Origin of the sequence: Nocardia sp. NPDC127606 (genome assembly GCF_042671725.1) — a bacterium.
Taxonomy (GTDB): domain Bacteria; phylum Actinomycetota; class Actinomycetes; order Mycobacteriales; family Mycobacteriaceae; genus Nocardia.
Genome location: NZ_JBHXWQ010000001.1, coordinates 128,574 through 150,687 on the forward strand (window position 1 = coordinate 128,574; position 22,114 = coordinate 150,687).

The 22,114-nt window shown below is 68.9% G+C and carries 25 protein-coding genes; 17 read left to right on the plus strand and 8 right to left on the minus strand.

Annotation, left to right across the window (positions count from 1 at the left end; all coding sequences use genetic code 11):
* Window position 1 precedes the first annotated feature (1 nt).
* Window positions 2-652, minus strand: coding sequence for a response regulator (locus tag ACFVJ5_RS00615; RefSeq protein WP_379217712.1), 651 nt, complete (start codon window positions 650-652; stop codon window positions 2-4).
* Window positions 649-1,812, minus strand: coding sequence for a sensor histidine kinase (locus ACFVJ5_RS00620; RefSeq protein WP_379217714.1), 1,164 nt, complete (start codon window positions 1,810-1,812; stop codon window positions 649-651). The genes ACFVJ5_RS00615 and ACFVJ5_RS00620 overlap by 4 nt, the downstream gene beginning before the upstream one ends.
* 139 nt (window positions 1,813-1,951) lie before the next feature.
* On the opposite strand from ACFVJ5_RS00620, the gene ACFVJ5_RS00625 reads away from it, so the two are divergent.
* Window positions 1,952-2,542: a hypothetical protein gene (locus ACFVJ5_RS00625; RefSeq protein ID WP_379217716.1), complete on the plus strand. Its 591-nt coding sequence runs from the start codon at window positions 1,952-1,954 to the stop codon at window positions 2,540-2,542.
* Here ACFVJ5_RS00625 and ACFVJ5_RS00630 read toward each other — a convergent pair.
* Window positions 2,539-3,336, minus strand: coding sequence for a hypothetical protein (locus ACFVJ5_RS00630; RefSeq protein ID WP_379217718.1), 798 nt, complete (start codon window positions 3,334-3,336; stop codon window positions 2,539-2,541). The genes ACFVJ5_RS00625 and ACFVJ5_RS00630 overlap by 4 nt on opposite strands.
* Window positions 3,337-3,462: 126 nt before the next feature.
* Between ACFVJ5_RS00630 and ACFVJ5_RS00635 the strand changes: the two genes are divergently transcribed.
* From ACFVJ5_RS00635 to ACFVJ5_RS00645, 3 genes are all read left to right on the plus strand, one after another.
* Entirely contained in the window at window positions 3,463-4,197 is a 735-nt protein-coding gene (locus ACFVJ5_RS00635) for a sulfite exporter TauE/SafE family protein (RefSeq protein WP_379217720.1), read from the plus strand.
* Between the two features lie 72 nt (window positions 4,198-4,269).
* Window positions 4,270-5,058: an inositol monophosphatase family protein gene (locus ACFVJ5_RS00640; protein ID WP_379217721.1), complete on the plus strand. Its 789-nt coding sequence runs from the start codon at window positions 4,270-4,272 to the stop codon at window positions 5,056-5,058.
* Window positions 5,059-5,234: 176 nt separating this feature from the next.
* Window positions 5,235-5,732 carry a hypothetical protein gene (locus ACFVJ5_RS00645; RefSeq protein WP_378988951.1) on the plus strand — a complete coding sequence of 166 codons (498 nt, stop codon included), beginning with the start codon at window positions 5,235-5,237 and terminating at the stop codon, window positions 5,730-5,732.
* A gap of 74 nt (window positions 5,733-5,806) precedes the next feature.
* Here the strand turns inward: ACFVJ5_RS00645 and ACFVJ5_RS00650 are convergent, their stop codons facing one another.
* Window positions 5,807-6,415 (minus strand): hypothetical protein, encoded by a 609-nt coding sequence (locus ACFVJ5_RS00650; RefSeq protein ID WP_379217723.1) that lies wholly within the window; start codon window positions 6,413-6,415, stop codon window positions 5,807-5,809.
* Between the two features lie 79 nt (window positions 6,416-6,494).
* Between ACFVJ5_RS00650 and ACFVJ5_RS00655 the strand changes: the two genes are divergently transcribed.
* From ACFVJ5_RS00655 to ACFVJ5_RS00665, 3 genes are all read left to right on the plus strand, one after another.
* The gene (locus tag ACFVJ5_RS00655) at window positions 6,495-7,316 is read left to right on the plus strand and encodes an acyl-CoA thioesterase (RefSeq protein WP_379217725.1); all 822 of its coding nucleotides are present in this window, start codon (window positions 6,495-6,497) and stop codon (window positions 7,314-7,316) included.
* A gap of 44 nt (window positions 7,317-7,360) precedes the next feature.
* Window positions 7,361-7,981 (plus strand): pyridoxal 5'-phosphate synthase glutaminase subunit PdxT, encoded by a 621-nt coding sequence (gene pdxT / locus ACFVJ5_RS00660; protein ID WP_379217727.1) that lies wholly within the window; start codon window positions 7,361-7,363, stop codon window positions 7,979-7,981.
* A 92-nt stretch (window positions 7,982-8,073) separates the two neighbouring features.
* Complete coding sequence (locus tag ACFVJ5_RS00665) at window positions 8,074-8,829, plus strand: YebC/PmpR family DNA-binding transcriptional regulator (RefSeq protein WP_062987270.1); 756 nt, start codon at window positions 8,074-8,076, stop codon at window positions 8,827-8,829.
* A gap of 59 nt (window positions 8,830-8,888) precedes the next feature.
* On the opposite strand, the gene ACFVJ5_RS00670 is transcribed toward ACFVJ5_RS00665, so the two are convergent.
* Window positions 8,889-9,389, minus strand: coding sequence for an SRPBCC domain-containing protein (locus ACFVJ5_RS00670; protein WP_379217728.1), 501 nt, complete (start codon window positions 9,387-9,389; stop codon window positions 8,889-8,891).
* A gap of 91 nt (window positions 9,390-9,480) precedes the next feature.
* On the opposite strand from ACFVJ5_RS00670, the gene ACFVJ5_RS00675 reads away from it, so the two are divergent.
* A complete protein-coding gene (locus ACFVJ5_RS00675; protein ID WP_379217730.1) occupies window positions 9,481-9,990 on the plus strand; it encodes an O-acetyl-ADP-ribose deacetylase in 510 nt (169 codons plus the stop codon).
* A 44-nt stretch (window positions 9,991-10,034) separates the two neighbouring features.
* On the opposite strand, the gene ACFVJ5_RS00680 is transcribed toward ACFVJ5_RS00675, so the two are convergent.
* Window positions 10,035-10,727 carry a FadR/GntR family transcriptional regulator gene (locus tag ACFVJ5_RS00680; RefSeq protein ID WP_379217732.1) on the minus strand — a complete coding sequence of 231 codons (693 nt, stop codon included), beginning with the start codon at window positions 10,725-10,727 and terminating at the stop codon, window positions 10,035-10,037.
* A 200-nt stretch (window positions 10,728-10,927) separates the two neighbouring features.
* On the opposite strand from ACFVJ5_RS00680, the gene ACFVJ5_RS00685 reads away from it, so the two are divergent.
* The 5 genes from ACFVJ5_RS00685 to ACFVJ5_RS00705 are packed head-to-tail and all read left to right on the plus strand — an operon-like array spanning window position 10,928 to window position 16,019.
* A complete protein-coding gene (locus ACFVJ5_RS00685; protein WP_379217734.1) occupies window positions 10,928-12,070 on the plus strand; it encodes an acetamidase/formamidase family protein in 1,143 nt (380 codons plus the stop codon).
* Window positions 12,067-13,299 (plus strand): amidase family protein, encoded by a 1,233-nt coding sequence (locus ACFVJ5_RS00690; protein WP_379217735.1) that lies wholly within the window; start codon window positions 12,067-12,069, stop codon window positions 13,297-13,299. The genes ACFVJ5_RS00685 and ACFVJ5_RS00690 overlap by 4 nt, the downstream gene beginning before the upstream one ends.
* 14 nt (window positions 13,300-13,313) lie before the next feature.
* Window positions 13,314-14,327 (plus strand): ABC transporter substrate-binding protein, encoded by a 1,014-nt coding sequence (locus tag ACFVJ5_RS00695; RefSeq protein WP_379217737.1) that lies wholly within the window; start codon window positions 13,314-13,316, stop codon window positions 14,325-14,327.
* Window positions 14,324-15,193, plus strand: coding sequence for an ABC transporter permease (locus tag ACFVJ5_RS00700; protein WP_379217739.1), 870 nt, complete (start codon window positions 14,324-14,326; stop codon window positions 15,191-15,193). The genes ACFVJ5_RS00695 and ACFVJ5_RS00700 overlap by 4 nt, the downstream gene beginning before the upstream one ends.
* A gap of 19 nt (window positions 15,194-15,212) precedes the next feature.
* Window positions 15,213-16,019: an ABC transporter ATP-binding protein gene (locus ACFVJ5_RS00705; RefSeq protein WP_379217740.1), complete on the plus strand. Its 807-nt coding sequence runs from the start codon at window positions 15,213-15,215 to the stop codon at window positions 16,017-16,019.
* Window positions 16,020-16,069: 50 nt separating this feature from the next.
* Here ACFVJ5_RS00705 and ACFVJ5_RS00710 read toward each other — a convergent pair whose 3' ends face one another.
* The gene (locus tag ACFVJ5_RS00710; RefSeq protein WP_379217742.1) at window positions 16,070-17,335 is read right to left on the minus strand and encodes an amidohydrolase family protein; all 1,266 of its coding nucleotides are present in this window, start codon (window positions 17,333-17,335) and stop codon (window positions 16,070-16,072) included.
* A 110-nt stretch (window positions 17,336-17,445) separates the two neighbouring features.
* Complete coding sequence (locus ACFVJ5_RS00715; RefSeq protein WP_379217744.1) at window positions 17,446-18,117, minus strand: GntR family transcriptional regulator; 672 nt, start codon at window positions 18,115-18,117, stop codon at window positions 17,446-17,448.
* Window positions 18,118-18,319: 202 nt separating this feature from the next.
* On the opposite strand from ACFVJ5_RS00715, the gene ACFVJ5_RS00720 reads away from it, so the two are divergent.
* The 4 genes from ACFVJ5_RS00720 (at window position 18,320) to ACFVJ5_RS00735 (ending at window position 22,067) form a co-directional block, all read left to right on the plus strand.
* Complete coding sequence (locus ACFVJ5_RS00720) at window positions 18,320-19,066, plus strand: sulfite exporter TauE/SafE family protein (protein WP_379217746.1); 747 nt, start codon at window positions 18,320-18,322, stop codon at window positions 19,064-19,066.
* 69 nt (window positions 19,067-19,135) lie between these two features.
* Window positions 19,136-20,335, plus strand: coding sequence for an amidohydrolase (locus ACFVJ5_RS00725; RefSeq protein WP_379217748.1), 1,200 nt, complete (start codon window positions 19,136-19,138; stop codon window positions 20,333-20,335).
* A 68-nt stretch (window positions 20,336-20,403) separates the two neighbouring features.
* Window positions 20,404-21,216, plus strand: coding sequence for an ABC transporter ATP-binding protein (locus ACFVJ5_RS00730; RefSeq protein WP_379217750.1), 813 nt, complete (start codon window positions 20,404-20,406; stop codon window positions 21,214-21,216).
* Entirely contained in the window at window positions 21,213-22,067 is an 855-nt protein-coding gene (locus tag ACFVJ5_RS00735; RefSeq protein ID WP_379217751.1) for an ABC transporter permease, read from the plus strand. Before ACFVJ5_RS00730 ends, ACFVJ5_RS00735 begins: the two co-directional genes overlap by 4 nt.
* Window positions 22,068-22,114: the final 47 nt, after the last annotated feature.

Consider the following 22,114-nt stretch of genomic DNA (forward strand, 5'->3'; position numbering starts at 1 on the left):
TTCAGAGGATGCCCTGCTCGTGTGCGTAGATGGCGGCTTGGGTGCGGTCACGCACGCCGAGGCGGTTCAGGATGCTCGAGATGTGGTTCTTGACGGTGCCCTCGCTGAGGTAGAGGGACCGCGCGATCTCGCGGTTGGCGGCGCCGGTGGCGAGCAGGCGCAGGACCTCGGTTTCGCGACCGGTGAGCTCGACGGTGGGGCGTGGCGTGCGGGATCGGACCATGGCGGCCAGGCGCGCGGTGACGGCGGCGGAGTACTGATCGACGCCCGCGTACGCGAGGCGGATCGCCTGGGCGAGTTCGGCGGCGGGGAGGTCTTTGAGCAGGTATCCGGAGGCGCCCGCGTGCAGGGCAGCGACGATGTAGCCGTCGTCGTCGAAGGTCGTGAGCATCAACACCGTCGCCCGGCCGCGCAAGAGGGCGGCTGCCTCGACGCCGTCCATTCCGGGCATCCGCACGTCCATCAGCACCACATCAGGTGCCAGTGCGGCAGTCGATTCGACTGCCTCGGCGCCACTTTCGGCCGTGCCGACCACGTCGATGCCGGACTGTAAGGCGAGCAGCGCGGCGATCCCCTCGCGCACGAGACGCTCGTCGTCGGCGATCAGCACGCGGACCTTCGGCGCCGGCATCCCGGCATCGTGTCCGGTCATCGCGCAACCACCGGGATCGTGACGAGCAGCCGAGTTCCCCGGGAGGTGGAGGTGATTCGTACCTCGCCGCCGACCAGATCGAGGCGTTCACGCATGCCGCCGAGCCCCTGCCCCTCGGCCGTGCCCGGCGCGAAACCTGTTCCGTTGTCGGCGATGTCGAGGACGCCCGTGGTCGGCGTCAGATCGACCCGGACCGCCACCGCGGTGGCGCCGGAATGGCGGCGCGCGTTGGTGAGCGCCTCCTGCGCGGCGAGATACAGGGCGAGGCGCACGGGTTCGCCGACGGTGTCCTCGCTACCGGTGAGGTCGAGGGTCACGGCGAAGCCCGGGTCGTGGAGTCGGGCCGCGAGCGCGCGCAGTGAGCAGCCGAGCGTGAACTGGGTGTCGTCGGCGCGCAGCGTGCCCACCGCGCGGCGGACCTCGTCGAGGGCCAGGCGCGCGGAACGACGTCCTTCGGCCAGTGCCCGGTCGGCGGTGTCGGTGTCCACCGTTCGGTACGCGGCCGATTTCTCGAGCTGGATCGCGATGACCACGAGATGGTGGCCGACACTGTCGTGGATATCGCGGGCCACCCGGGTTCGCTCGGCGACGGTGGCCAGGGTGACCGCCTGGTCCGCGTACTCGCGCAGTCTGGCGTGCGCGTCGGACAGCTCGGTGAGCAGCGTTTCGGCGCGGCGCCGCCCGGTCTCCTCGCGTTCGGCGATCACCGCGATCGCGAGGGCGAACACGATGCCGATCGCGAACATCAGCAGATCGGACAGCGCTTCGGGATCCTGGCGCAGCGCAGGCCGTCCGATGACAACGGCTCCGGCGAGGAGTAGACCGCCACCGGCGAGTGTGTAGGCGACCCGGTGTCCGACGGTGAAATAGGCGGTGAGCGGGAGCAGTACGAACAGAACCTTCGCATTGCCACTGCCGTCCAGCACGGTGATCACGGCGTACACGGCCGTGCGGACGACCAGCCCCGCGAGGGCGACGGCCCGGGTGGCAGGTCCACGCCATTCGGCGATCTCCAGCGCGCCCGCCACGAGGACCGCGCCGGCGAAAGCGCACAACCGGACGGGGTCCACGGGCGCGGTCGAGGCGACAGCGAGTCCGGCGATCAGCACCGAGGCGTAGAGGAAGCACGCCACCCAGGTCAGTGCGTGCGGTCGATGCATCGGCTGAGCCTATGGCCCTGTTCCGCACACGACCAGGGCCGCGCGGCGAATGTAGCCGAAAGTCATGGGTCGCCTGGCACTTACCGCCGTGACCACCGGATTCCTACCGTCGAACTCGACATCGAGAAGGGATTTCGACATGGACACACGAGCACTACTGCGACTGGGTAGCGTCGCAGGATTCCTCTGCGGCGCAGCGATCGCCGCGGCGGGCGCGACCGAACTGATCGCCGACGGCAAGACACCACTGACCCAGGTCCTCAACGGGGCGTCCGTCCCCTTCGGCATCGGCTTACTGGTCGCGTTGTACACGCTGCTGCACCAGCGCCTCGGCCGCTTCGGAGCACTCGCCTTCGCCGTCCAATTCCTCGGCTTCGGCTATTTCGCCGGTGTCGCCTTCACCAAGAACTTCGTCCTGGTGTACCTGGACAAGCCGGTTGTCGACGAATTGCTCACCAGCCCGGCGAAATCCGCGTTCCTCGTGACCGCGTTCCTCGCGCTGACCGGAACGCTGCTGTTCGGCTCGGCGTTGCTGAGAAGCCGAGCCGTCCCGGCGGCGGCCACGATCCTCTACACCACGGGTCTGTCCGTGCTGTGCCTGACCTTCCTGCTCCCGGCGACGCTGGTCCGCGCCGGGCACATCACGGCCGGGGTGGGCATGGTGTGGCTGGCCTGGAGCGTGTGGTCGAGCGTCACCGCGAGACAGCCGGCTACCGCGCCCGCTGTCTAGGGCTGGCCCGCCGCGCCTTCGGTATCGGCGGTGAGGGCGTCGGCGAAGTTCTCGGCGTAGCCGAGGACGAGCTGGCGCTGGGTGGGGAGCAGGACGGCCAGTTCGTGCCAGGCGATGGCGGTGGGGGAGCCGTACAGATGGGTCAGGTCGGTGACCAGGGCGGCTGCCTGTTCGGGAGTGGGCGCGGTGGGGCGGGCGAAGGCGAGCAGGGAGGCGCCGATGGCGATGTGGCGGTAGCCGTGGGTGGCCATGCGGCGGATGACGGTGTGGTTGTCGTAGGTGCTCCAGTCATCGGCGAAGTACCCGTTGGGAATGCCCGCGATGGCGAGGTCGTCACGGTCCACCGGGACACGCTGGATCAGCACGACGTCGTCGACCACACGGTCGGGGGAACGGTTGGCGGCGACGAGCGCGGCGAGTTCGTCCTCGGACGCGTTGCGGGTGTCGCGCAGCGCGTCCCACGGAACGCGGGCGGACGGGTTGTCCAGCAGCGCGGCGATCCGGGAGACCGTGGCGTTCTCGGCGTGGTGGGTGGCGGCGGGGTCGTCCGGGTCGTCGTGGACGGCGCCGCCCTCGCCTTCGACGAGTCCGAGCGTCGCGTGCATGCTCGTGTACGCGCACTGGCCGAGATCGTCGAGCGTGCAGAGGATCCTGGCATCGGGATGATCCATGCGGACCAGCTCTAACGCGTCGAGCAGTTGGGCGAAGGTGGTGACGTCGTCGAGGCGGGCAACGGTGTTGGAGTCCAGCCGGTTACGTCGAACGGGTGGTTCGCCCGGCTCGAAAGTCGTCATCTGCACTCCGACATCCTGGCACGGCCTTCGGCGCGTCGGAGTGATCCCGGCGCAGGTGGGCGATGTGGGCTCGGTATCGGTTGGCCCAGAAATTGCTGCCAACTGGGCGTACCGTACAGTCGGTCCGTGACCGCGCTCGACTTCTCCTTGCTGGTCGTCGCGGGATTCTTCACCGGCTTGATCGGTTTCGTCACCGGGATGGCCTCGATCGTCTCCTATCCGGCGCTGCTGGCCGCCGGTCTGCCGCCTGTCGCGGCCAATGTCACCAACACGGTCGCCATGGTCGCCGTCGGTGTCGGGGCGACCGCGAATTCCGGACGTGAACTCGTCGGCCGAGGGCCCACGTTGGTGCGCTGGGCGGTGTTGGCGGCCGTGGGCGGGCTGCTCGGCGCGCTCGCGCTGCTGGTCGCCCCGGACGGCGCGTTCGAGGTGGTCGTGCCGTTTCTGGTGGCCATGGCGTCGATCGCGCTGCTGGTGCAGCCACTGGTGCGCCGCCATATCGGCGAGCTCAGCGCGCCCTGGATCGTGCCGGTCGGCATCCTGCTCACCTCCGTGTACGGCGGGTACTTCGGCGCGGGCGCGGGCGTGATCTACCTGTCGATGATGATGCTGTGCACCGCCGAATCCATCTGGAGCGCCTCGATTCTCAAGAGCTTCCTGCTCGGCATCGCGAACCTGGTCGCGGCGGTCGGCTTCGCGGCCTTCGGGCCGGTGCACTGGGGCGCGGCGCTGGCCCTCGGCGCGGGTGCGCTGGCAGGTGGCTGGTGCGGTCCGCCGGTGGTGAAGGTGATCCCGCCGAGTGTGTTGCGGGTGACGGTCGGCATCGGCGGACTCGGGCTCGCCGTGTACCTGGCTCAGTAGTGGCCCGTGCGTGTTCGCCGCGGACCGCTGGTTCGCCTGCCGGGGCGCGATGTGGTCCGTAGCCTGGAGACGGTGCACCACTCAGATAGTGAAATCGCAATCCACGCAACAGAAGTCGCTTCAGCGGTGATCCGGTCGGCGTTCCACGCTCCGCTCACTCGCTACGCCAAACAGGGCGACGATTTCGCCACGCAGGCCGATATCGCGGCCGAGAAAGCCATCCTCGACGTCCTCGCGACCGCCTGTCCGGGTGACCGGTTCGTCGCCGAGGAATCGGGCGTCACCGGCTCTGCCCGCAGCGATCGGACGTGGTTTGTCGATCCACTCTGTGGCACCAGGAATTTCGCTGTCGACACCGCGTTCGTGGCGGTCAATGTCGCGCTGCGCGACGGCGACGCCGTGACAGTGGCGGCGACCGCCGACCCGTTCGCCGACGAAGTGTTCTGGACGGCGGGGCAGGGGGCGTTCCTGCGCACCGACGGCCGTGACGAGCCGTTGCGCCCGCACTCGGAAAGCCACCTCGTCGATGTCGACCTCGACCACCCGTTCCCCTGGTCGACCCCGGCGCGGCTCTTCGACGCCGAAGGCTTTGCGGGAGAGTTCCATCCGCGGGTCCTATCGACCTCGTTAGCCCTCGTCTGGGTGGCGGCCGGGCGTCGCGCCGCCTACATCACCGGCGGCGATCTCCGCGACAGCGTGCATTTCAGCAGCGCGATCGCGGTGTGCCAGGCGGCGGGCTGCGTGGTCACCGGTCTCGCCGGGCAACCGCTGCACACCGAGCCGCACGGGCTCATCGCGGCAGCGGACGCGCCGACCCATGCGCGGCTGGTCGAGGCGGTGGCGGGTCTGCGCGCCGGGTGACGCTGGGGTGCATCACAATCGGGCGCATCTCACAGAGCCGGGTTGTCTGTGTCTCAGAGTTTCCTCAACATCACTGGGTAGCGTCCTCGCCGTGGCATCGAGGCCTGCGCTGTGTGGCGCCGGTCCTCCGCCGTCGCCCAGAGGGCGAGATTCCGACCCGACGTAAGGACGAGTGGATGAAGTTTCGTAGGACCGGACGAGTCGCGATCGCAGGACTGGCTGTGGTCGCCGCCCTCGGCCTGAGTGCGTGCAGTGACGACAAGGGCGACAAGCCCGCGCCCAAGACCACCACCAGCGCCAAGGCTCAGGGTTCGGCAACCGCGGACCTGCCGGCGGTGCCGACGGTCGAACAGCTCAACGCACAGCTCACCACCGCACTGGATCCGGCGGTCCCCAACGACCAGAAGCTGGACTTCGTGCAGGGCATCGAGGCCGATCCCGAGCTGCCGAACCGCCTGGCCCAGGCCGTCCAGGACAACAACGTCCAGGTCCAGGTCACCGAGGTGACCTCCTTCGGTGACAGCGTCAACGCCAAGGCCAACTTCACCGTCAACGGTCAGACCAACGTCGTCGACGTGCCGTTCGTGGCCGAAGCGGGCAAGTGGAAGGTCCAGAAGTCGTGGGCCTGCGGCATGCTGACCAACCTGGGTCAGACCTCGGTCGCCTGCGCCTGATCGTCGTCGCTCGAGCCCCGTTCGTCTGTCGGACGGGGCTTTCGCGTTTCCGGGCTGCGTCGGTTCCCCTGATGTCAGCGGCGCAGCGCCGCCCGATCGGGGTGATCCCAGCGAACGGTCCACGTTGCTTCCTCGGGATTGTCGGCAGTGTGATCGCGCACAGCGGGCAGCGTCCATCGCTGCTCGACGGGGGTGCGCCGCAGCGCCGCCTGCTCACTCAATTCCAGGCGGATCGTGAGATCGAAATCCAGACCGCGACCGAGCAGCATCGGCCCCGCGAGCACCAGCACCAGATCGGCCTGCGCGGCCCGAATCGCCGCCCGCGCCGACCTGTCCCGCTCCTCGTCCCACAGTGCGGGCAACCAGCGCCCTTCGGTGCGGAGCACGTCGAGGATCTCGCGGCGCATCGCCTCGTAGTCGAACCATGCTGTGCGATAAGACCATTCGTCATCGCGTCCGTACTCCATGCGCAGCGACGCGGGGCGCACGAAGTCGTGCACCGACACCACCACCGCCGATCGCCCCCGGTCGGTGAGCGTCTGCACGATCCGGCGGCCGAGTTCCACCGGCGCGGCGGCATCGGCGCCGTCGACCGCGAGCACCCGCCGCCCCGGCAGCTCGACGAGCCGGTCGGCGACGAGCCGGGAGAGGGCGGCGGGCGAGGTGGGCGTGAATGTCGGCACCGGACCATCTCAGCAAATTCGGGGCCGTCGTGCCGAGCCGGACATACCGCCCGGTCGGCAAGGCGATAATCTCGAGCGCATGGCGACAATCGAAGAGGCTCTCGCGATCGAGCGGCTGGAGCGCGACATCTTCCGCGGTGCTTCCACGGAGTCTCAGCTACCGCGCACCTTCGGCGGTCAGGTAGCCGGGCAGGCACTGGTCTCGGCGGTCCGTACCGTCGATCCCAGCTTCCAGGTGCATTCCCTGCACGGCTACTTCCTGCGACCGGGCAATCCGGAGGAACCCACCGTCTACCTGGTGGAACGCATCCGCGACGGCCGGTCGTTCTGCACGAGGCGGGTCACCGGCGTGCAGGACGGGCAGGCGATATTCACGATGTCGGCCTCGTTCCATCACGGTGACGAAGGGCCCGAACACCAGGACGTGATGCCCACGGTCGAAGGTCCCGACGACCTGCCCGATGCCAGCGTGACCATGACCCCCGAGCGGCTGTGGGCCATGCGCGAATGGGAGCACTGGGACATCCGCACGGTCCCGCAGGAGCAGGTCGTCGCGCGCGACGGCGCCGTCTCCCCCCAGCAGGTGTGGTTCCGGTACCGGCACCCGCTGCCCGACGACCCGATGTTCCACGTCTGCACGCTGGCCTACATGAGCGATATGACGCTGCTCGGCTCGTCGAAGGTGATCCACCCCGACGAGCCGACCCAGAACGCGTCCCTCGACCACGCCATGTGGTTCCTGCGCCCGTTCCGTGCCGACGAGTGGCTGCTCTACGACCAGTCCTCACCCTCGGCCGGTTTCGGTCGCGCGCTGACCGGCGGCAAGATCTGGGACCGCGAAGGCAACCTGGTCGCCGCTGTCGTCCAGGAAGGCCTGATCCGCACACCGCGCCAGAAGTGAGCGTGAGCGGGCCCACATCGGGCGCGCTCGTAAGCTCAACGGCTGTGAACGCAACCTCGACCTCCACCCGGCCGACCATCGGTGTCCTCGCGCTGCAGGGTGACGTGCGTGAACACGTTGCCGCGCTGGAGCACTGCGGCGCCGATCCGGTACTGGTGCGGCGCGAGTCGGAGTTGGCGGCGGTCGACGGGCTCGTACTGCCCGGCGGCGAGTCGACCGCGATTTCCAAGCTGTTGCAGGCGTTCGACCTGCTGGAACCGTTGCGGGCGCGGCTGCGCGACGGGCTGCCCGCGTTCGGGTCCTGCGCGGGCATGATCCTGCTCGCCTCGGAGGTCCTCGACACCAGGGCCGACGCCCAGCACCTGTCCGGCATCGATATGACGGTGCGGCGCAACGCGTTCGGTCGGCAGGTCGATTCCTTCGAGACCGATCTCGACTTCGCGGGCCTCGACACGCCCGTGCGTGCGGTGTTCATTCGCGCCCCGTGGGTGGAGCGGGTGGGTGCCGATGTCGAGGTGCTGGCGCGGGTGCCGCACGGGCCCGCCGAGGGTCGCATCGTGGCTGCCAGACAGGGCAACGTGGTGGCGACCTCGTTCCACCCCGAGGTGACCGGCGATCTTCGAGTGCACGAACTGTTCGTCGACCTGGTTCGCGCGGCGCGTTAAAGCCCGCGTCGGCGGGCGTGGCGGACGGTGAGTAGGCTGGATCGAGCTTGTCCGCCCGGGCAGACGCGCAACCGACTTGAAGGAAGTAGGGCATGAGCGGCCACTCCAAATGGGCCACCACCAAGCACAAGAAGGCGGGAATCGACGCCAAGCGCGGCAAACTCTTCGCCAAGCTGATCAAGAACATCGAGGTGGCGGCCCGCACTGGTGGTAGTGACCCTGCGGGCAATCCGACGCTGTTCGACGCCATCCAGAAGGCGAAGAAGACATCGGTCCCCAACGACAACATCGAGCGCGCCCGCAAGCGCGGCGGTGGTGAAGAGGCCGGCGGCGCCGACTGGCAGACGATCATGTACGAGGGCTACGGGCCCAACGGTGTCGCCGTGCTGATCGAGTGCCTCACCGACAACCGCAACCGCGCCGCGGGCGAGGTCCGGCTGGCGATGACCCGCAACGGCGGCAACATGGCCGATCCGGGTTCGGTGTCGTACCTGTTCGCCCGCAAGGGTGTGGTGACCCTCGAGAAGAACGGCCTGTCCGAGGACGACGTCCTCGAGACGGTCCTCGACGCGGGCGCCGAAGACGTCAACGACCACGGCGATCTCTTCGAGATCATTACCGAGCCCGGCGATCTGATCGCGGTGCGTTCGGCCCTGCAGGCCGCGAACATCGACTACGACTCCGCTGAGTCCGGTTTCCAGGCGTCGGTGTCGGTCGCGGTCGACGCCGAGGGTGCGCGCAAGGTGTTCAAGCTGGTCGACGCGCTCGAAGACAGCGACGATGTGCAGAACGTGTACACCAACGTCGACATCTCCGACGAGGTCGCCGCCGAACTCGACGACGAGTAGATCGTTTTCCGTCGAACCCGCCCCGGTCGTGAATTCGGCCGGGGCGGTTCACGTTTCGGCTAGGACGCCCGCTGCTGGTAGTAGCCCGACATCGACGGGTAGTAGTCGGCGAAATCCGGTCGTTCGGTATGCGTGCAGGCCGCGACGAACATGTCCGCGTAGTACTCCCACCCCGGACCGATCTGGGGGATCTCCGCCAGCTGATATTCCGAGGTCAGATGGTGGACCAGGCGCAGTTCGGTGGCCGCGCCGGTGTCGAGCAACGTCACCTCGAGCCGCCACAGGCCGATCTGGTCGGTCGAGGAGAGGCCGAGGTGGATCGGCGGGGTGCAGTCGTCGATGCGCATCGACGTCCACGGCTCACCCTCCTCGAACCGCATCTGCACCCGGACGGTGTTGCCGGTGCCCGCGTCGCCCTCCCAGGTGCCGTACCAGCTCGCGGTCAGATGCGGGTCGGTCAACCGTGCCCACACCTCCTCGATCGGCAACCCCAACGACCTGGTGATCACCAGGTCCCGCCCGTCGGGCGTCGCGACGATGTCACCGGTGGGTATGGCCATGCGTGGTTCTCCTCGCCTCGGACGGACCGACCATGCCTGCTCACTCGACGGTACCCGTGGACGACGTGAACGCCCCGGCACAATGAGGATCATGACGCGAATCGAGACGGTCCGGGGCGACATCACCGAGCAGCAGGTGGACGCGGTGGTCAACGCCGCGAACTCCTCGCTGCTCGGCGGTGGTGGCGTCGACGGGGCGATCCACCGCAAGGGCGGTCCGCGGATCCTGTCGGAATGTCGTGACCTGCGCGCCTCGCACTACGGCAAAGGCCTGCGTACCGGCCAGGCGGTGGCGACCACCGCGGGCCTGCTCCCCGCCCGCTGGGTGATCCACACGGTCGGCCCCGTATGGTCGGCCACCGAGGACCGCTCCGAGCTGCTCGCCTCCTGCTATCGCGAATCCCTGCGTGTGGCAGACGAATTGGGAGCGTCGACCGTCGCTTTCCCGGCGATTTCCACCGGCATCTTCGGCTGGCCGATGGATGACGGCGCGCGGATCGCGGTCGAGACGGTCCGCGCGGCCGAGACGCACGTGACCCAGGTGCGGTTCGTGCTGTTCGACGATCGTGCGCTCGAGGTCTTCACCGCCGCTGTGGGGTAGGCGCCCGCGCCGTGACAGAGTGCGCCCGAGACCATGTGGGGTCGCTAGCGGGTGCTGATCTCGCGGACCTCGCGCAGGTGTTGTTCCATGGCGGCAGCGGCGGCGGGGCCGTCTCGGTGGTCTACCGCGCGCAGGATCTGGGTGTGACCGTGGACGGAGACGCGGCGGCCGAGCGGAGTGCGGTGCGAGAGGACTCGGGTGTGGCGGGTCCATTCCGTGGTCATCGTGCAGAGGGTGACTAGGAGCGGGTTCTGGGCCGAATGTGCCAGGAGCGTGTGGAATTCGATGTCGAGGGCCATCGATTCCGCCGGGCCGAGGGCTTCGTCGGAGCGGTCGATGATCTCGTGCAGCGACAGCAGATTCGATTCGACGGCGCGCAGGGCGGCGAGCTGGGCGATGCGGGGTTCGACCAGGTCGCGCAGTTCGGTCGCGTAGGCGAGTTCGGTGTCGAGGTCGGCGAGGCTGCCGTGCAGTTCGGCGGCGCCGCGGGGGAGATCGGTGACGGTGCTGCCACGGCCCTGTCTGCGGTCGACCAGCTTCTTGGATTCCAGCTCGAACATGGCTTCGCGAAGCGAGGACCGCGACACGTTCAGCTGCGCCGCGAGCTCGCGTTCGGGCGGCAGGCGATCGCCCGCGCGCAGCGCGCCGTCGATGATCAGCCGCTCCAGATGAGCGGCGACTTCGGCGCTGACGCTGCCGGTGCGGCGGCGCAGCGGGGGGATCGGCGCGACGGCCATCGGACTCCTCTCGACACCTACTGATTGGTCCGGCCAATCATATAAGAGGGGGTGCCCGGTGGCCCGATATTGCCGGGGTGTAAAGCCTCGGTTACGCACGTTTCTCCCGGTAGCAGGGCTGTTCCTAGTGGAATACCGTTATCGCATCAGATGGTCGGACCAATGTTCGACCGAGTGTCGCGCAGACCGGAGGACCCACTGTGACGTCGTTGGCCGGGGACCAGATCGCCGCCGCTTTCCCGGTGCTCCAGCAGGGCATCGGCATCACACCGGAGACCACCTATATCCCCGCCGATCCGGATCGGGTGCTGTGGGGCAGGCTGCCGCGACGCGGCGATACGCCGGTCACCACCGTCGCGCCGGGGACGCGGGTGGTCATCGACACCATCAGTCATGAGGGCATCCTCGACGATCAGGGCTCGGACCCGGTCGCCTACTTTCGCGGGCACGGCGTGGCCCGCGATCAGATACTCGACGACACCGTCGAGGTGGTCGCCCGGCGCGTCCGCGAGGACGGAGCGGGCCCACACATCGTGACCGGCCCGATCGCCGTCGACGGCGCCAGGCCCGGCGATCTCCTCGCCGTGCGGATCGAGCACCTCGCCATGCGCGCGCCCTATGGCGTCATCTCGACCCGGCACGGCCGCGGCATGCTGGCCGGGACGCCACACGACGGTTCGTACGGTCAGTTCTGCACGGTGACCGGGCAGGACGACGAGTGGTTCGGCACCATGCCGATCGGGCCGGGCAGCCCGCACCGGGCGCGCTTCCCGCTCGCCCCGTTCCTCGGCATCATGGGCGTGGCCACCGACACCGAGGACCGGGCGCACTCCGTGCCGCCGGGCGCGCACGGCGGCAATATCGACGTCACACTGCTCACTCCCGGCGCCACCTTGTTCCTGCCGGTGCAGGTGCCCGACGCGCTGTTCTATGTCGGCGACCCGCATTTCGCGCAGGGCGACGGAGAGGTGGCGCTCACCGCGTTGGAGGCGCCGCTGCGGGCGACCGTGACCCTGGACGTCGTGCCGGCCGAACAGGTCACCGACATCGGTTCGGGCACAGGGCCGTTCGCCGCAGGTCACGGACTCGTCATCCCGACCGGGCTCGATCCCGATCTGGACACCGCGCTGTCGCTGTGTGTGGGCAATGCCGTCGACCTGCTCGGCGCGCTGTTCGACACCGATCCGCGCAGCGCCTACCTCTACCTCAGTGCCGCAGCCGATTTCACCATCTCGCAAGCCGTCGATCTGACCCGCGGGGTACACGGCAAGATCCGTGTCGCCGACTTCGCGCATGCCACCGGTACCGATCTGGCCCGCTTCATCCTGGAGCGGGCGCGGTGACCGCGACGGCGCGGGAGGCGGCGAATCGGTTCGGCGCGGGAGCGCGCTGCGGCGTGGACACCACGGTGTGGCGCGAGCTCGGCTCACCGTTGGTGGGGGCGACCTCGACCGGCCCGCTCACCGGGCACACGGTGGCCGTGAAAGACCTGTTCGCGGTCGCAGGCCACCCCCTCGGCGCAGGTGTCGAGGACTTTCTCGCCGAGCGCACTCCCGAGCCCCGCCACGCCGCGGTCGTCGCCGACCTGCTCGCGGCGGGCGCTACCGTCACCGGCATCGCCAGGACCGACGAGTTCGCTTACAGCATCACCGGCGCCAACGGGCGCACCGGGATGCCGGTCAATCCGGTTGCACCACAGCGAGTTCCGGGTGGTTCATCGAGCGGCCCCGCCGTCGCGGTCGCCCGCGGCGAGGTATCGATCGGCCTCGGCACCGACACCGCGGGCTCGATCCGGGTTCCCGGCTCGTACCAAGGACTCTGGGGCATCAGGACTACGCACGCCGGTCTCGACACCACCGGCCTCCTCCCGCTGGCCCCGTCGTTCGACACCATCGGATGGCTCACCCGCGACGCCGCGACCCTGCTCGCGGTGGCCGACAGCGTGTTTGCCCATCCTGCTGTACCCCGATCAGACGGGTCCGGGTTCTCGACCACGGACCTGGTCGTCGATCCAACGCTGTGTGCGGCGGCAGAGCCCGAGATCGCCGAGCAGTGTGCGCGGGCCGCCGAAGAACTCGGCGCTCGACGGATCACCCTGCGGGCCGACCTCGATCGCTGGTTCTCCGCGTTTCGCGCCGTGCAGGCGTTCGAAGCATGGGCAGGGCACGGTGACTGGCTGACCGCGCATCCCGACGCGCTCGAACCCGACGTGCGCGAGCGATTCGCCTGGGCCGCGACGGTGACCGCCGAGGAGGCCGCGGCCGCGCGGACAGTCGTCGCCGAGGCCGCTGCGCGGATCCGCGACATCCTCGGCGACCGGGTGCTGGTGCTGCCGACCACGGCGGGACCGCCGCCGCCGCGAGCGGCTGATCGGCGTACGCGCGATGCCGTCCGCCACGCGACTCTGCGGCTGACCTGCCTGGCATCGATCGCCGGCCTGCCCGCCGTCACGCTGCCGCTGCCGAACCGCCGCAGCCTGCCCGCCGGGCTGTGTCTGATCGGCGGCGCGAACTCCGACCGCGCCCTCATCGTCCTCGCTACCCAGTGCGCCGCCCGACTGGCGAACCTATGAGAAATGGACCCGCAATGCCTGCCTTCGACACGCCGTGGACCGCCACCACTCCACCGATGAATCACCCACTGCGTCGGGTTCTCTCGGCGGTGCTCGCGGCCTTGCTCATCGTCACGGGCCTGACCGCCTGCGTGTCCACACCGGGCGGCGGCAGCGACCCGGCGTCGGTGCGAATCGGCACCCTGCGGGGGCAGCCGCATCTCTACGCGCCCTACTTCATGCAGCGTTTCGCCCCCGCGGGCACGACCTACGAGATCGTGCTGTTCGAGAATTCACCCGACATCAAGAACGCGATCGCCTCGGGTGCCATCGATTTCGGAGTGCTCGGCGCGCCGTCGATCCTGGCGGGCAGTGCCGCGGGTCAGGATGTGAAGATCGTCGCCTCCGCCGCTGACGGCGGGTCGGCATTCGTCGGCAAGCCGGAGATCACCACGGTGAACGGACTGCGCGGCAAGAAGATCGGATTCCCGCAGGGCTCGTCGCAGGAGATCCTGCTGCGGCTCACCTTGACCGCGCACGGCCTCGACCCGGCCACCGACGTGCAGTTGGTCAACCTTTCCTACTCGGACATGGCCAACGCCTACAAGTCCGGCCAGATCGACGCGTTCCTGAGCGCCGAGACCGCGCCGTCGATCGTCATGGGGGTCGGCGCGCATCCGATCGTCTCGCCGTACGACACCGCGATCGGCGCGGTGAACATCGTCTTCGGTACCAGGGGCGCGCTGATCGACCAGGATCGCGACCGGGTGCAGCAGACCGTGCGCAGCTTCGTCCAGGCGATCGAGTACATGTTGGGCGATCACACCGCCTGGGTCGACGGGCTCGTCGACACCTTCGGCCTCGACCGCACCATCGTCGACACCGCGACGAAGAACGTCTGGTTGCGGTGGGAACTCGACGACGAGTATCGCGGCCGGGTGGTCGCCCTGGCCGAGCAGATGCGGGCCTTCGACCAGTTGTCCAAGGCGCCCGACATGGCGATGGTGTTCGACACCGGGTTCCTGACCTCCGCGGGGATCGGGCGATGACGGCGCTCGACGCACCACCGGCCGTCCGCACCACCGAGGCGCCGCCCGACAGTCGGTGGCGGTTTCCCGATCGGGCGCTGACGGTGCTGTGGGCGCTCCCGGTCCCGCTGGTGCTCGGGCTGCTGTGGGATCGCGGTGTCGAAGGCGCGTGGACGCTGCCGTTCGGCATCCAGATGCAGTTCCTGCCTACACCGTACGAGGTGGCGCGGCGCTCGGCCGACCTCGCGTTCGGTGGCGTCATCGGCGACACCTACAGCGGCACCCTGTGGTTGCACCTCTACGCCAGCACGCTGCGGGTGGTGCAGGGGTTCTTGTTCGCGGCCGCCGTCGCGATCCCGCTCGGGATCGTGATGGGTCGCTCCCGGCTGGTCTACCGAATGCTCGAACCGACCATCAACCTGGTCCGACCGATCCCGGTGACCGCGTGGGCCCCGCTCTCTCTGTTGATCATCGGCTTCGGTGACCGCTCGACGATCTTCCTGGTGTTCCTCGCCGCGGTGTTCTCGATCCTGCTGAACACGATCGCCGGGGTGCGGGCGGTGCCGAAGCGGCTGCTCGAGGCCGCCGCGATGCTGGGCACCCCACCCGCGCACACCCTGTACAAGGTGGTGCTGCCCGCCGCCGTGCCGAGCATTGTCTCGGGGCTGCGGATCGCGCTCGGCCTGTCATGGGTGATCCTCGTCGTCGGGGAGACGGTCGGCATCCGAATCGGGTTGGGGGCGTTGATCACCCAGGCCAGAGAACAGTCACGCACCGACCTGATCATCGCGGTGATGATCGTGATCGGGCTGGCCGGATTCGTCGCGGACCGGTTGCTGATGCTGCTGGTCGAGCTTGTCGCGGGCCGTAGGCCGCTCCTTCCGTGATCGCGCAGACAGGACCCTCATGAAGATCTACTCCACTCGCCGCCGCCCGCGGCGTCCCGCGCGCATCGTCGTCGACAACGTCGGCAAGCGCTATTCCAGTGCACCGGGGTTCGCCGTCGACCATGTCGAACTCGATATCGCCGCAGGCGAATTCATCTGTGTCGTCGGCGCCAGCGGTTGTGGCAAGTCCACGCTGCTGCGGATCCTCGCCGGGTTGGAGGCAGCCACCACCGGCACGGTCACCGTCGCCGACGAACGGGTCAGCGGGCCCGGCCCCGAGCGTGGTGTCGTATTCCAGGACTACGGGCTGTTCCCGTGGCTCACGGTCGCCGAGAACATCGCCTACGGACCGAAGCAGGCCAGGATGACCCGGCCCGACATCCGCGAGATCACCGACCGCTGGCTCGAGACCGTCGGTCTGACCCGAGTGCGGAAGTCGTTCCCGCACCAGCTCTCCGGCGGAATGCAGCAGCGCGTGGCGATCGCCAGGGTGCTGGCGAACAGCCCCGCCGTCCTGCTGATGGACGAACCGTTCGGCGCACTCGACGCCCTCACCCGCACGGACATGCAGGTCGAGCTGAAACGCATCCACCACGAGACCGCCGTGACGGTCGTGTTCGTCACCCACAGCATCGACGAGGCGGTCTACCTGGCCGACCGCGTCGTGGTGATGGCCGGTGGCGCGGCCCACGGCAACGCGGGCCACGTGCGCGAGATCGTCGAGATCGACCTGCCCGGCGAACGTGACTCCACCACACCGGAATTCAATGCCTACAAACGGCGCATCGACGCGCTCGTCCACCGCGGCAACCACAGCGCGGCCTGATCCGGCGCAGCGGATGCCCCACGGGTGAAGTCGGTCCGTCGAGCGCCGAATCAGCGTGCGTGGACAGCGGGGGCGAGCATTTCGGTGACGCGGGTGGTGCGGGCGATGATTCGGCCTGCCTTGATGACGTAGCAGCGGTCGGGGCGGTCGAGCAGGGCGTCGGCGAGGCGATGCGTGCCGAGGACGACCAGGTCGGCTCGGGCGCCGACGCGCAGACCGTGGTGCTCGGCGATGCCGAGCACCCTGGCCGCGTCGGTGGTGGCCATGTCGAGGACGCGGCGCAGGTCGGTGTCGCCGGACAGATGCCCGGTCTGGGCGAGGAACAGGCCGATGTCGAGCAGATCGGCGTTGCCGTAGGGGGTGAACGCATTGCGAATGTTGTTGGAGGAGTACGCGGTTGTCACACCGGCGGCCCACAGTTCACTGACCGGTGCGACGCCACGGCGCACCGCGGCCTGATCGCCTCGCCCGCCGAGGTGCATGTCGGTGGCGGGCAGCGGAACCACGGCGACGCCTGCCTGGGCGAGGTGGGCCATGGTCGCCTGTCGTTCGCGCGGGGGACGGGCCGCCAAGGAGGTGACGTGGCCGAGGGCGACCCGGCCGCGCAGACCGGAGCGCTGAGTGGCCTCGGCGATGTAGTCGGCCATCGCGAAGCGGGGGTCGGTGGCGTCGTCGGCGAAATCGGCGTGGATGTCGACGGGGACGCCGAATTCGGCGGCCAGTTCGAAGACCAGGTCCACGTGGCGGCGGCAGTCGGCGACGTCGGCTTCGTTGTAGGAGCATCCGCCGATGACATCGGCGCCGAGACGCAGCGCTGCGCGGAGCAGTTCCAGCGTGCCGGGTGCGCGCAGGATTCCCTCCTGCGGAAAGGCCACGATCTGGAGGTCGATCAGGTCGCGATACTCCTCGCGCAGCCCCAACAGCACCTCGACGCCGAGTAGCCCGACGATCGGATCGACATCCGGGTGTGCGCGAAGTGCGGTGGTGCCGTGGGTGATCGCCTGATCGAGAATCCGGCGCGCGCGGTCGCGAACCCCGTCGGCGGTGAACCCCCGTTTGAGTTCGCCGGTCACCTCGATCGCGCTCGCGAGGGTGCCGTCGGGCGCGCTGCGCCGGCGATCGAGCAGAGCCTTGTCCAGGTGCACATGGGATTCGATCAGCCCGGGAATGACGACCCTTGTCGCGCAATCGATCTCGGTCGCCGCGCTACCGGGCGAGGCCGGCCCGATCGCGGTGATCAAGCCGTCGGTGACGGCGATATCGACCGGGTCGGCGTCATCGGCGATACGCGCGCGACGCAGCAGCAGATCGACCATGACAACCTCCAGTCGCAGAACGGAACACCGTTTGTATACGACGCTGAGGTTTCAAGTGATGACGGCGATTGCTGCGCCCGTGTTACGCCATCGGCGCGCAGGCGCGGTACTCAGGGCGTAGGTACAGGCGGGGGAGCGGGCTCGGGCGCAGTCTCGGCGTCGGCACGTGGACGCAGGCGATAAGCCGAGGTGGCGTGGGCGATGTGCTCGGCGACCACCGCGCTCGCCCGGTCGGGATCCTGTGCCTCCAGCGCCGCGCAGATCTCGTCGTGCTCGCGCCAGGAATCCTCGGCGCGCCGAGGGAGTTCGACCGCGTACACCCAGGCGATCTTCCAGCTCAGCTGGGTGATGAGCTGGCTGAGTAGCGCGCTGCCCGACGCCTCGGCGAGCACCTCGTGGAAGCGGCTGTTGAGCCGGGCGAGTTCGCCGAGTCTGCCGTCGCGCACCGCTTCCTGGCCGAGCGAGGTGAGTTCCTTGAGTCGTCCCAGCTGTTCGGGGGAACGGCGCACGGCGGCCCTACCGGCGCACATCGGTTCCAGCAGTGCCCTGATCTCGAGCAGATCGGCCGCCTCCGCCTCGGTGAGCTCGGCGACGAAGGTCCCCGCGTAGGGGCGCGACCAGGCGAATCCCTCGGCTTCGAGCGTCCGCAGTGCTTCTCGGACCGGGACGCGGGAGACGCCGTACCGCTCGGCCAGGGTGTCCTCGGTGAGGCGCTGCCCGGGGCGGAAATCGCCACGGATGATGTCGTCGCGGATCGCGCGGCACACCTGCTGCGGTGTCATGCGTCGGACGGTGCTGCTCACGTCGCCCCCAACGGTCGAATGGCGGAACCGCGCGTCGGTCGGCTACGAACCGGCGCCCGGTCTTCGAAGGATTGCTCCGAATCTACGGCATTCGGGCGGGTGTTCTGCCGGTGACATCGCTCGGCGCGAACCCTCGACGGCTGTCGTATACGATCGCACGACGCTCTGTCGGAAGGATTTCATGGACCCCGTGCATCTAGCGCTGCTGCTGGCCGCAGGACTCGGCGCAGGCTTCTGCAACGCCATCGCGGGCGGCGGCAGCCTGCTCTCGTTCCCCGCGCTACTCGCACTCGGCCTGCCCCCGGTCACCGCCACGGTCACCAACTCGGTCGCGGTCTGGCCCGGCTACCTGGGCGGCGCGGCGGCCCTGCGCAAGCGTGCCGAGGACTACCGCGCACTGCTGCCGCGGCTCGTCGTGATCAGCGTCGCCGGTGCCGGTCTCGGTGTGCTCGCACTGCTCGCCGCACCCCCGGAGGTGTTCGCCGCGCTGGTGCCGTTCCTGGTCCTCGGGGCGACCGCGGTGTTCGCCGCGCAACCCTGGCTCTCGCGCACTCTCGGTGCCCGCCACCCCGATTCGCGCATCACCCTCTATCTCGGGGTCTTCGCCGGCAGCGTCTACGGCGCCTACTTCAACGGCGGCATGGGCATCGTGCTGCTGACCGCTCTCGCACTCGGCCTCGATGCCTCCGCGCAACTGCTCAACGGCCTGAAAAGCGTCCTCACGCTGAGTGTTTCGACCACCGCCATGGTGGCGGTGGCACTGTTCGGGCCGGTGGACTGGCTCGTCGTCGCGATCCTCGCGCCGGCCTGTCTGTTCGGCGGTGTCCTCGGCGCGAAGTTCGCCGATCGTCTGCGCCCGGCCGTGTTCCGGACCGTGGTGATCGTCTTCGGCGTCGGCGCCGGGTCCGCCATGTTGGTCACCGGCTGACAGTGCGCCGGGACATACGACGACCGCTCATCGCACGACCCCCACACCCCGCGACCGAAAGGACCTCTGATGACCGACCTGCTCCTGCGCGGTGGCCGACCGTGGACACCCGGCACCACACCGGAACTCGCTGATCTCCACCTCACCGACGGCCGGATCGCCGCGATCGGCACCGGCCTCACCGCTGCGGGCGCCGAGATCATCGAGCTGAACGGTGCGCTGGTACTGCCCGGCCTCGTGGACACCCACTGTCATCTGGACAAAACCCTGTACAGCGCGCCATGGGTGGCCAACTCGGGTGGTCGGACGCTGGCCGGGCGCATCGCCAACGGGGAACGCCGTCGCGCCGAACTCGGCATTCCGAATGCCGAATACGCCGCGAATCTGTTGGGCGCCATGGTCGGATACGGCACGTCCTACGTGCGCAGCCACGTCGACATCGATCCCGACATCGGGTTGCGGGGCGTCGAGCAGGTGCGGGCCGCCGCCGAACGGCACGCGGGGCGGGTCGATGTGGAACTGGTCGCCTTCCCGCAGGGTGGGCTGATCACGCGTCCCGGCACCGCCGCGTTGATGGCCGCGGCGCTGGCCGACGGTGTCGAGGTCGTCGGCGGCCTCGATCCGGCGGGCTACGACAACGATCCGGTCGGGCAGCTCGATGTGATCTTCGATCTCGCCGACAAGTTCGGCGCCAAGGTCGATATCCACCTGCACGACGGCGGCGCCATGGGCGCCTGGGAGTTCGGTCTGATCATCGAACGCACCAAGGCGACAGGGCTTTCGGGCCGGGTGACCATCAGCCATGCCTACGCGATGGGTCAGCAATCCGACGACGAACAGCGCCGCATCGCCGACGCGCTCGCCGAGGCCGGTGTCGCCATGGTGACCTGCGCGGTCGGTGAGGCGGCGGTCGTTCCCGTCCGCGTGATGCACGAGGCGGGCGCCACCCTGGCGCTGGGCAACGACGGCATTCGCGACCTGTGGACGCCGTACGGCGACGGCGACATGCTGCGTCGCGTGAACACCGTCGCCTATCGTGATCGCCTCGTCGCCGATGCCGAGATCGAACTCGCGCTGGCCGCGGGAACCTATGGCGGCGCGAGGGTTCTCGGCCTCGAGGACTACGGGCTCGCGGTCGGCGCACCCGCCGATCTGTTCGTGGTGGAGGCCGAAACGCCCGCCGCCGCGGTGGTCCAGCTGCCCACCCGGCAGCTGGTGGTGAAGCGCGGCCGGATCGTGTCGCGGGTGGATGCCCGCACTGCGAATTGATCGTATACGAAACAGGGACGTAATCGCGTTGACCGCTGGCGGCAATGGTATGCCACTAGAAATAGTGCATGAGCGCCACGGTTTCCACCGCCCCCGCAGTATCGGGCCGGGACTCGTATACGACGGCTGAACGCGACGAGCCCGCCCCCGCCCTGTCCTTCGACAATGTGACGTTGACCTTCGACAACGGCACCACCGCCGTCGCCGACATCGACATCGCTGTTCGCAGTGGCGAATTCGTCTCGCTGGTCGGGCCCTCCGGCTGCGGCAAATCGACCCTGCTCCGCCTGGCCGCCGGATTCGAGAAGCCCACCACGGGCACGGTCGGTGTCGGCACCCGCCGTCTCGGCTACGTCTTCCAGGAATCCACCCTGCTGCCATGGCGATCGGTGCGGCAGAACGTGGAACTGCCCAGCGAGCTGGAAGGCGTCGACAAGACCGCCCGTCGGGCCGCCGCCGCGGACGCCATCGAACGCGTCGGACTGGCCGGGTTCGAGAAGCACAAACCCGCCCAGCTGTCCGGCGGCATGCGGATGCGCGCCTCCATCGCGCGCGCCCTCACGTCGCAGCCGGAGCTGTTCCTGTTCGACGAGCCGTTCGGCGCGCTGGACGAGATCACCCGGCAGCGCCTGAACGAGGAAGTCGGCACCCTGTTCCGCCGCGACGGTTTCGCGGGAGTGTTCGTCACCCACTCGGTGGGCGAGGCGGTGTTCCTGTCCACACGGGTCGTGGTGCTCACGGGCCAGCCGGGCCGGGTGGCTGCCGACATCCCCGTCCCGTTCGACTTCCCGCGCACCCCGGAACTGCGCTACACCCCCGAATTCGCCCGTCTGTGCGCCGAGGTGTCGGCCGCGCTGCGTGGACAGGAGGCCGCCGCATGACCACCGTCGCCATCCCCGGGGGAGTCGTCGCGGAGTCGGCGGCGAAACCGAAGTACCGCTGGCCTTTCCGGGTCGCCCCGGTGCGTGTCATCGCGCCGATCCTGGTGTTCGTCGCCGTCCTCGGGCTCTGGTCGCTGGTCAGCCACCAACTGCTGGCCGAGGAGTCGCGGTTCCTGCTGCCCGCGCCGGAACAGGTGCTCGGCAAGGGGCTGCTCGATCCGCTGGCGCGATCGACGATCCTGACCGCGCTGTGGTCGACGGTGCAGGTCGCGCTCGTGGGTCTGGTGATCGCGATCGCGCTCGGCGTCGGCTTCGCGGTGGTCATGAGCCAGGCGCGCTGGGCCGAGTACTCGCTGTATCCGTACGCGGTGGTGCTGCAGACGATCCCGATCCTCGCGGTGGTGCCGCTGTTCGGGTTCTGGTTCGGCTACGAGTTCTCCAGCCGGGTGATCGTCTGCGTGATGGTGGCGCTGTTCCCGGTGATCACCAATACGCTGTTCGGGCTCAAATCGGTGGCGCCCGCCGAGCACGACCTGTTCACCCTGCACGGCGCCTCGCGGTGGCAGCGGTTGCTGAAACTGCAACTGCCCACAGCGCTTCCGGCGATGATCTCCGGATTCAAGATCTCCGGCGGCATGGCCATCATCGGCTCCATCGTGGCCGACTTCTTCTTCCGTCAGGGCGAGCCCGGCATCGGCCGGATGATCGATGTCTACCGTCAGCAACTCGCCACCGAGGAACTGCTCACCGCGCTGCTGATGTCCTCGCTGGTCGGCCTGATCCTGTTCTGGTTCTTCGACTTCCTGGCCGGGCGCGTCGACCGGGCGCACGGACTGCGTCGCGGCAAGTAGCCCACTTCTCCTGTCCCACCCTCACATTCGCTCGACCCCGAAGGATT

Excerpts from the sequence above, each read along its gene's own strand:
- ACFVJ5_RS00615 (WP_379217712.1), bottom strand. The coding sequence starts at position 652 with ATGACCGGACACGATGCCGGGATGCCGGCGCCGAAGGTCCGCGTGCTG.
- ACFVJ5_RS00620 (WP_379217714.1), bottom strand. The coding sequence starts at position 1,812 with ATGCATCGACCGCACGCACTGACCTGGGTGGCGTGCTTCCTCTACGCC.
- ACFVJ5_RS00625 (WP_379217716.1), top strand. The coding sequence starts at position 1,952 with ATGGACACACGAGCACTACTGCGACTGGGTAGCGTCGCAGGATTCCTC.
- ACFVJ5_RS00630 (WP_379217718.1), bottom strand. The coding sequence starts at position 3,336 with ATGACGACTTTCGAGCCGGGCGAACCACCCGTTCGACGTAACCGGCTG.
- ACFVJ5_RS00645 (WP_378988951.1), top strand. The coding sequence starts at position 5,235 with ATGAAGTTTCGTAGGACCGGACGAGTCGCGATCGCAGGACTGGCTGTG.
- ACFVJ5_RS00655 (WP_379217725.1), top strand. The coding sequence starts at position 6,495 with ATGGCGACAATCGAAGAGGCTCTCGCGATCGAGCGGCTGGAGCGCGAC.
- ACFVJ5_RS00665 (WP_062987270.1), top strand. The coding sequence starts at position 8,074 with ATGAGCGGCCACTCCAAATGGGCCACCACCAAGCACAAGAAGGCGGGA.
- ACFVJ5_RS00670 (WP_379217728.1), bottom strand. The coding sequence starts at position 9,389 with ATGGCCATACCCACCGGTGACATCGTCGCGACGCCCGACGGGCGGGAC.
- ACFVJ5_RS00675 (WP_379217730.1), top strand. The coding sequence starts at position 9,481 with ATGACGCGAATCGAGACGGTCCGGGGCGACATCACCGAGCAGCAGGTG.
- ACFVJ5_RS00680 (WP_379217732.1), bottom strand. The coding sequence starts at position 10,727 with ATGGCCGTCGCGCCGATCCCCCCGCTGCGCCGCCGCACCGGCAGCGTC.
- ACFVJ5_RS00695 (WP_379217737.1), top strand. The coding sequence starts at position 13,314 with ATGCCTGCCTTCGACACGCCGTGGACCGCCACCACTCCACCGATGAAT.
- ACFVJ5_RS00700 (WP_379217739.1), top strand. The coding sequence starts at position 14,324 with ATGACGGCGCTCGACGCACCACCGGCCGTCCGCACCACCGAGGCGCCG.
- ACFVJ5_RS00705 (WP_379217740.1), top strand. The coding sequence starts at position 15,213 with ATGAAGATCTACTCCACTCGCCGCCGCCCGCGGCGTCCCGCGCGCATC.
- ACFVJ5_RS00710 (WP_379217742.1), bottom strand. The coding sequence starts at position 17,335 with ATGGTCGATCTGCTGCTGCGTCGCGCGCGTATCGCCGATGACGCCGAC.
- ACFVJ5_RS00715 (WP_379217744.1), bottom strand. The coding sequence starts at position 18,117 with ATGACACCGCAGCAGGTGTGCCGCGCGATCCGCGACGACATCATCCGT.
- ACFVJ5_RS00720 (WP_379217746.1), top strand. The coding sequence starts at position 18,320 with ATGGACCCCGTGCATCTAGCGCTGCTGCTGGCCGCAGGACTCGGCGCA.
- ACFVJ5_RS00725 (WP_379217748.1), top strand. The coding sequence starts at position 19,136 with ATGACCGACCTGCTCCTGCGCGGTGGCCGACCGTGGACACCCGGCACC.
- ACFVJ5_RS00730 (WP_379217750.1), top strand. The coding sequence starts at position 20,404 with ATGAGCGCCACGGTTTCCACCGCCCCCGCAGTATCGGGCCGGGACTCG.
- ACFVJ5_RS00735 (WP_379217751.1), top strand. The coding sequence starts at position 21,213 with ATGACCACCGTCGCCATCCCCGGGGGAGTCGTCGCGGAGTCGGCGGCG.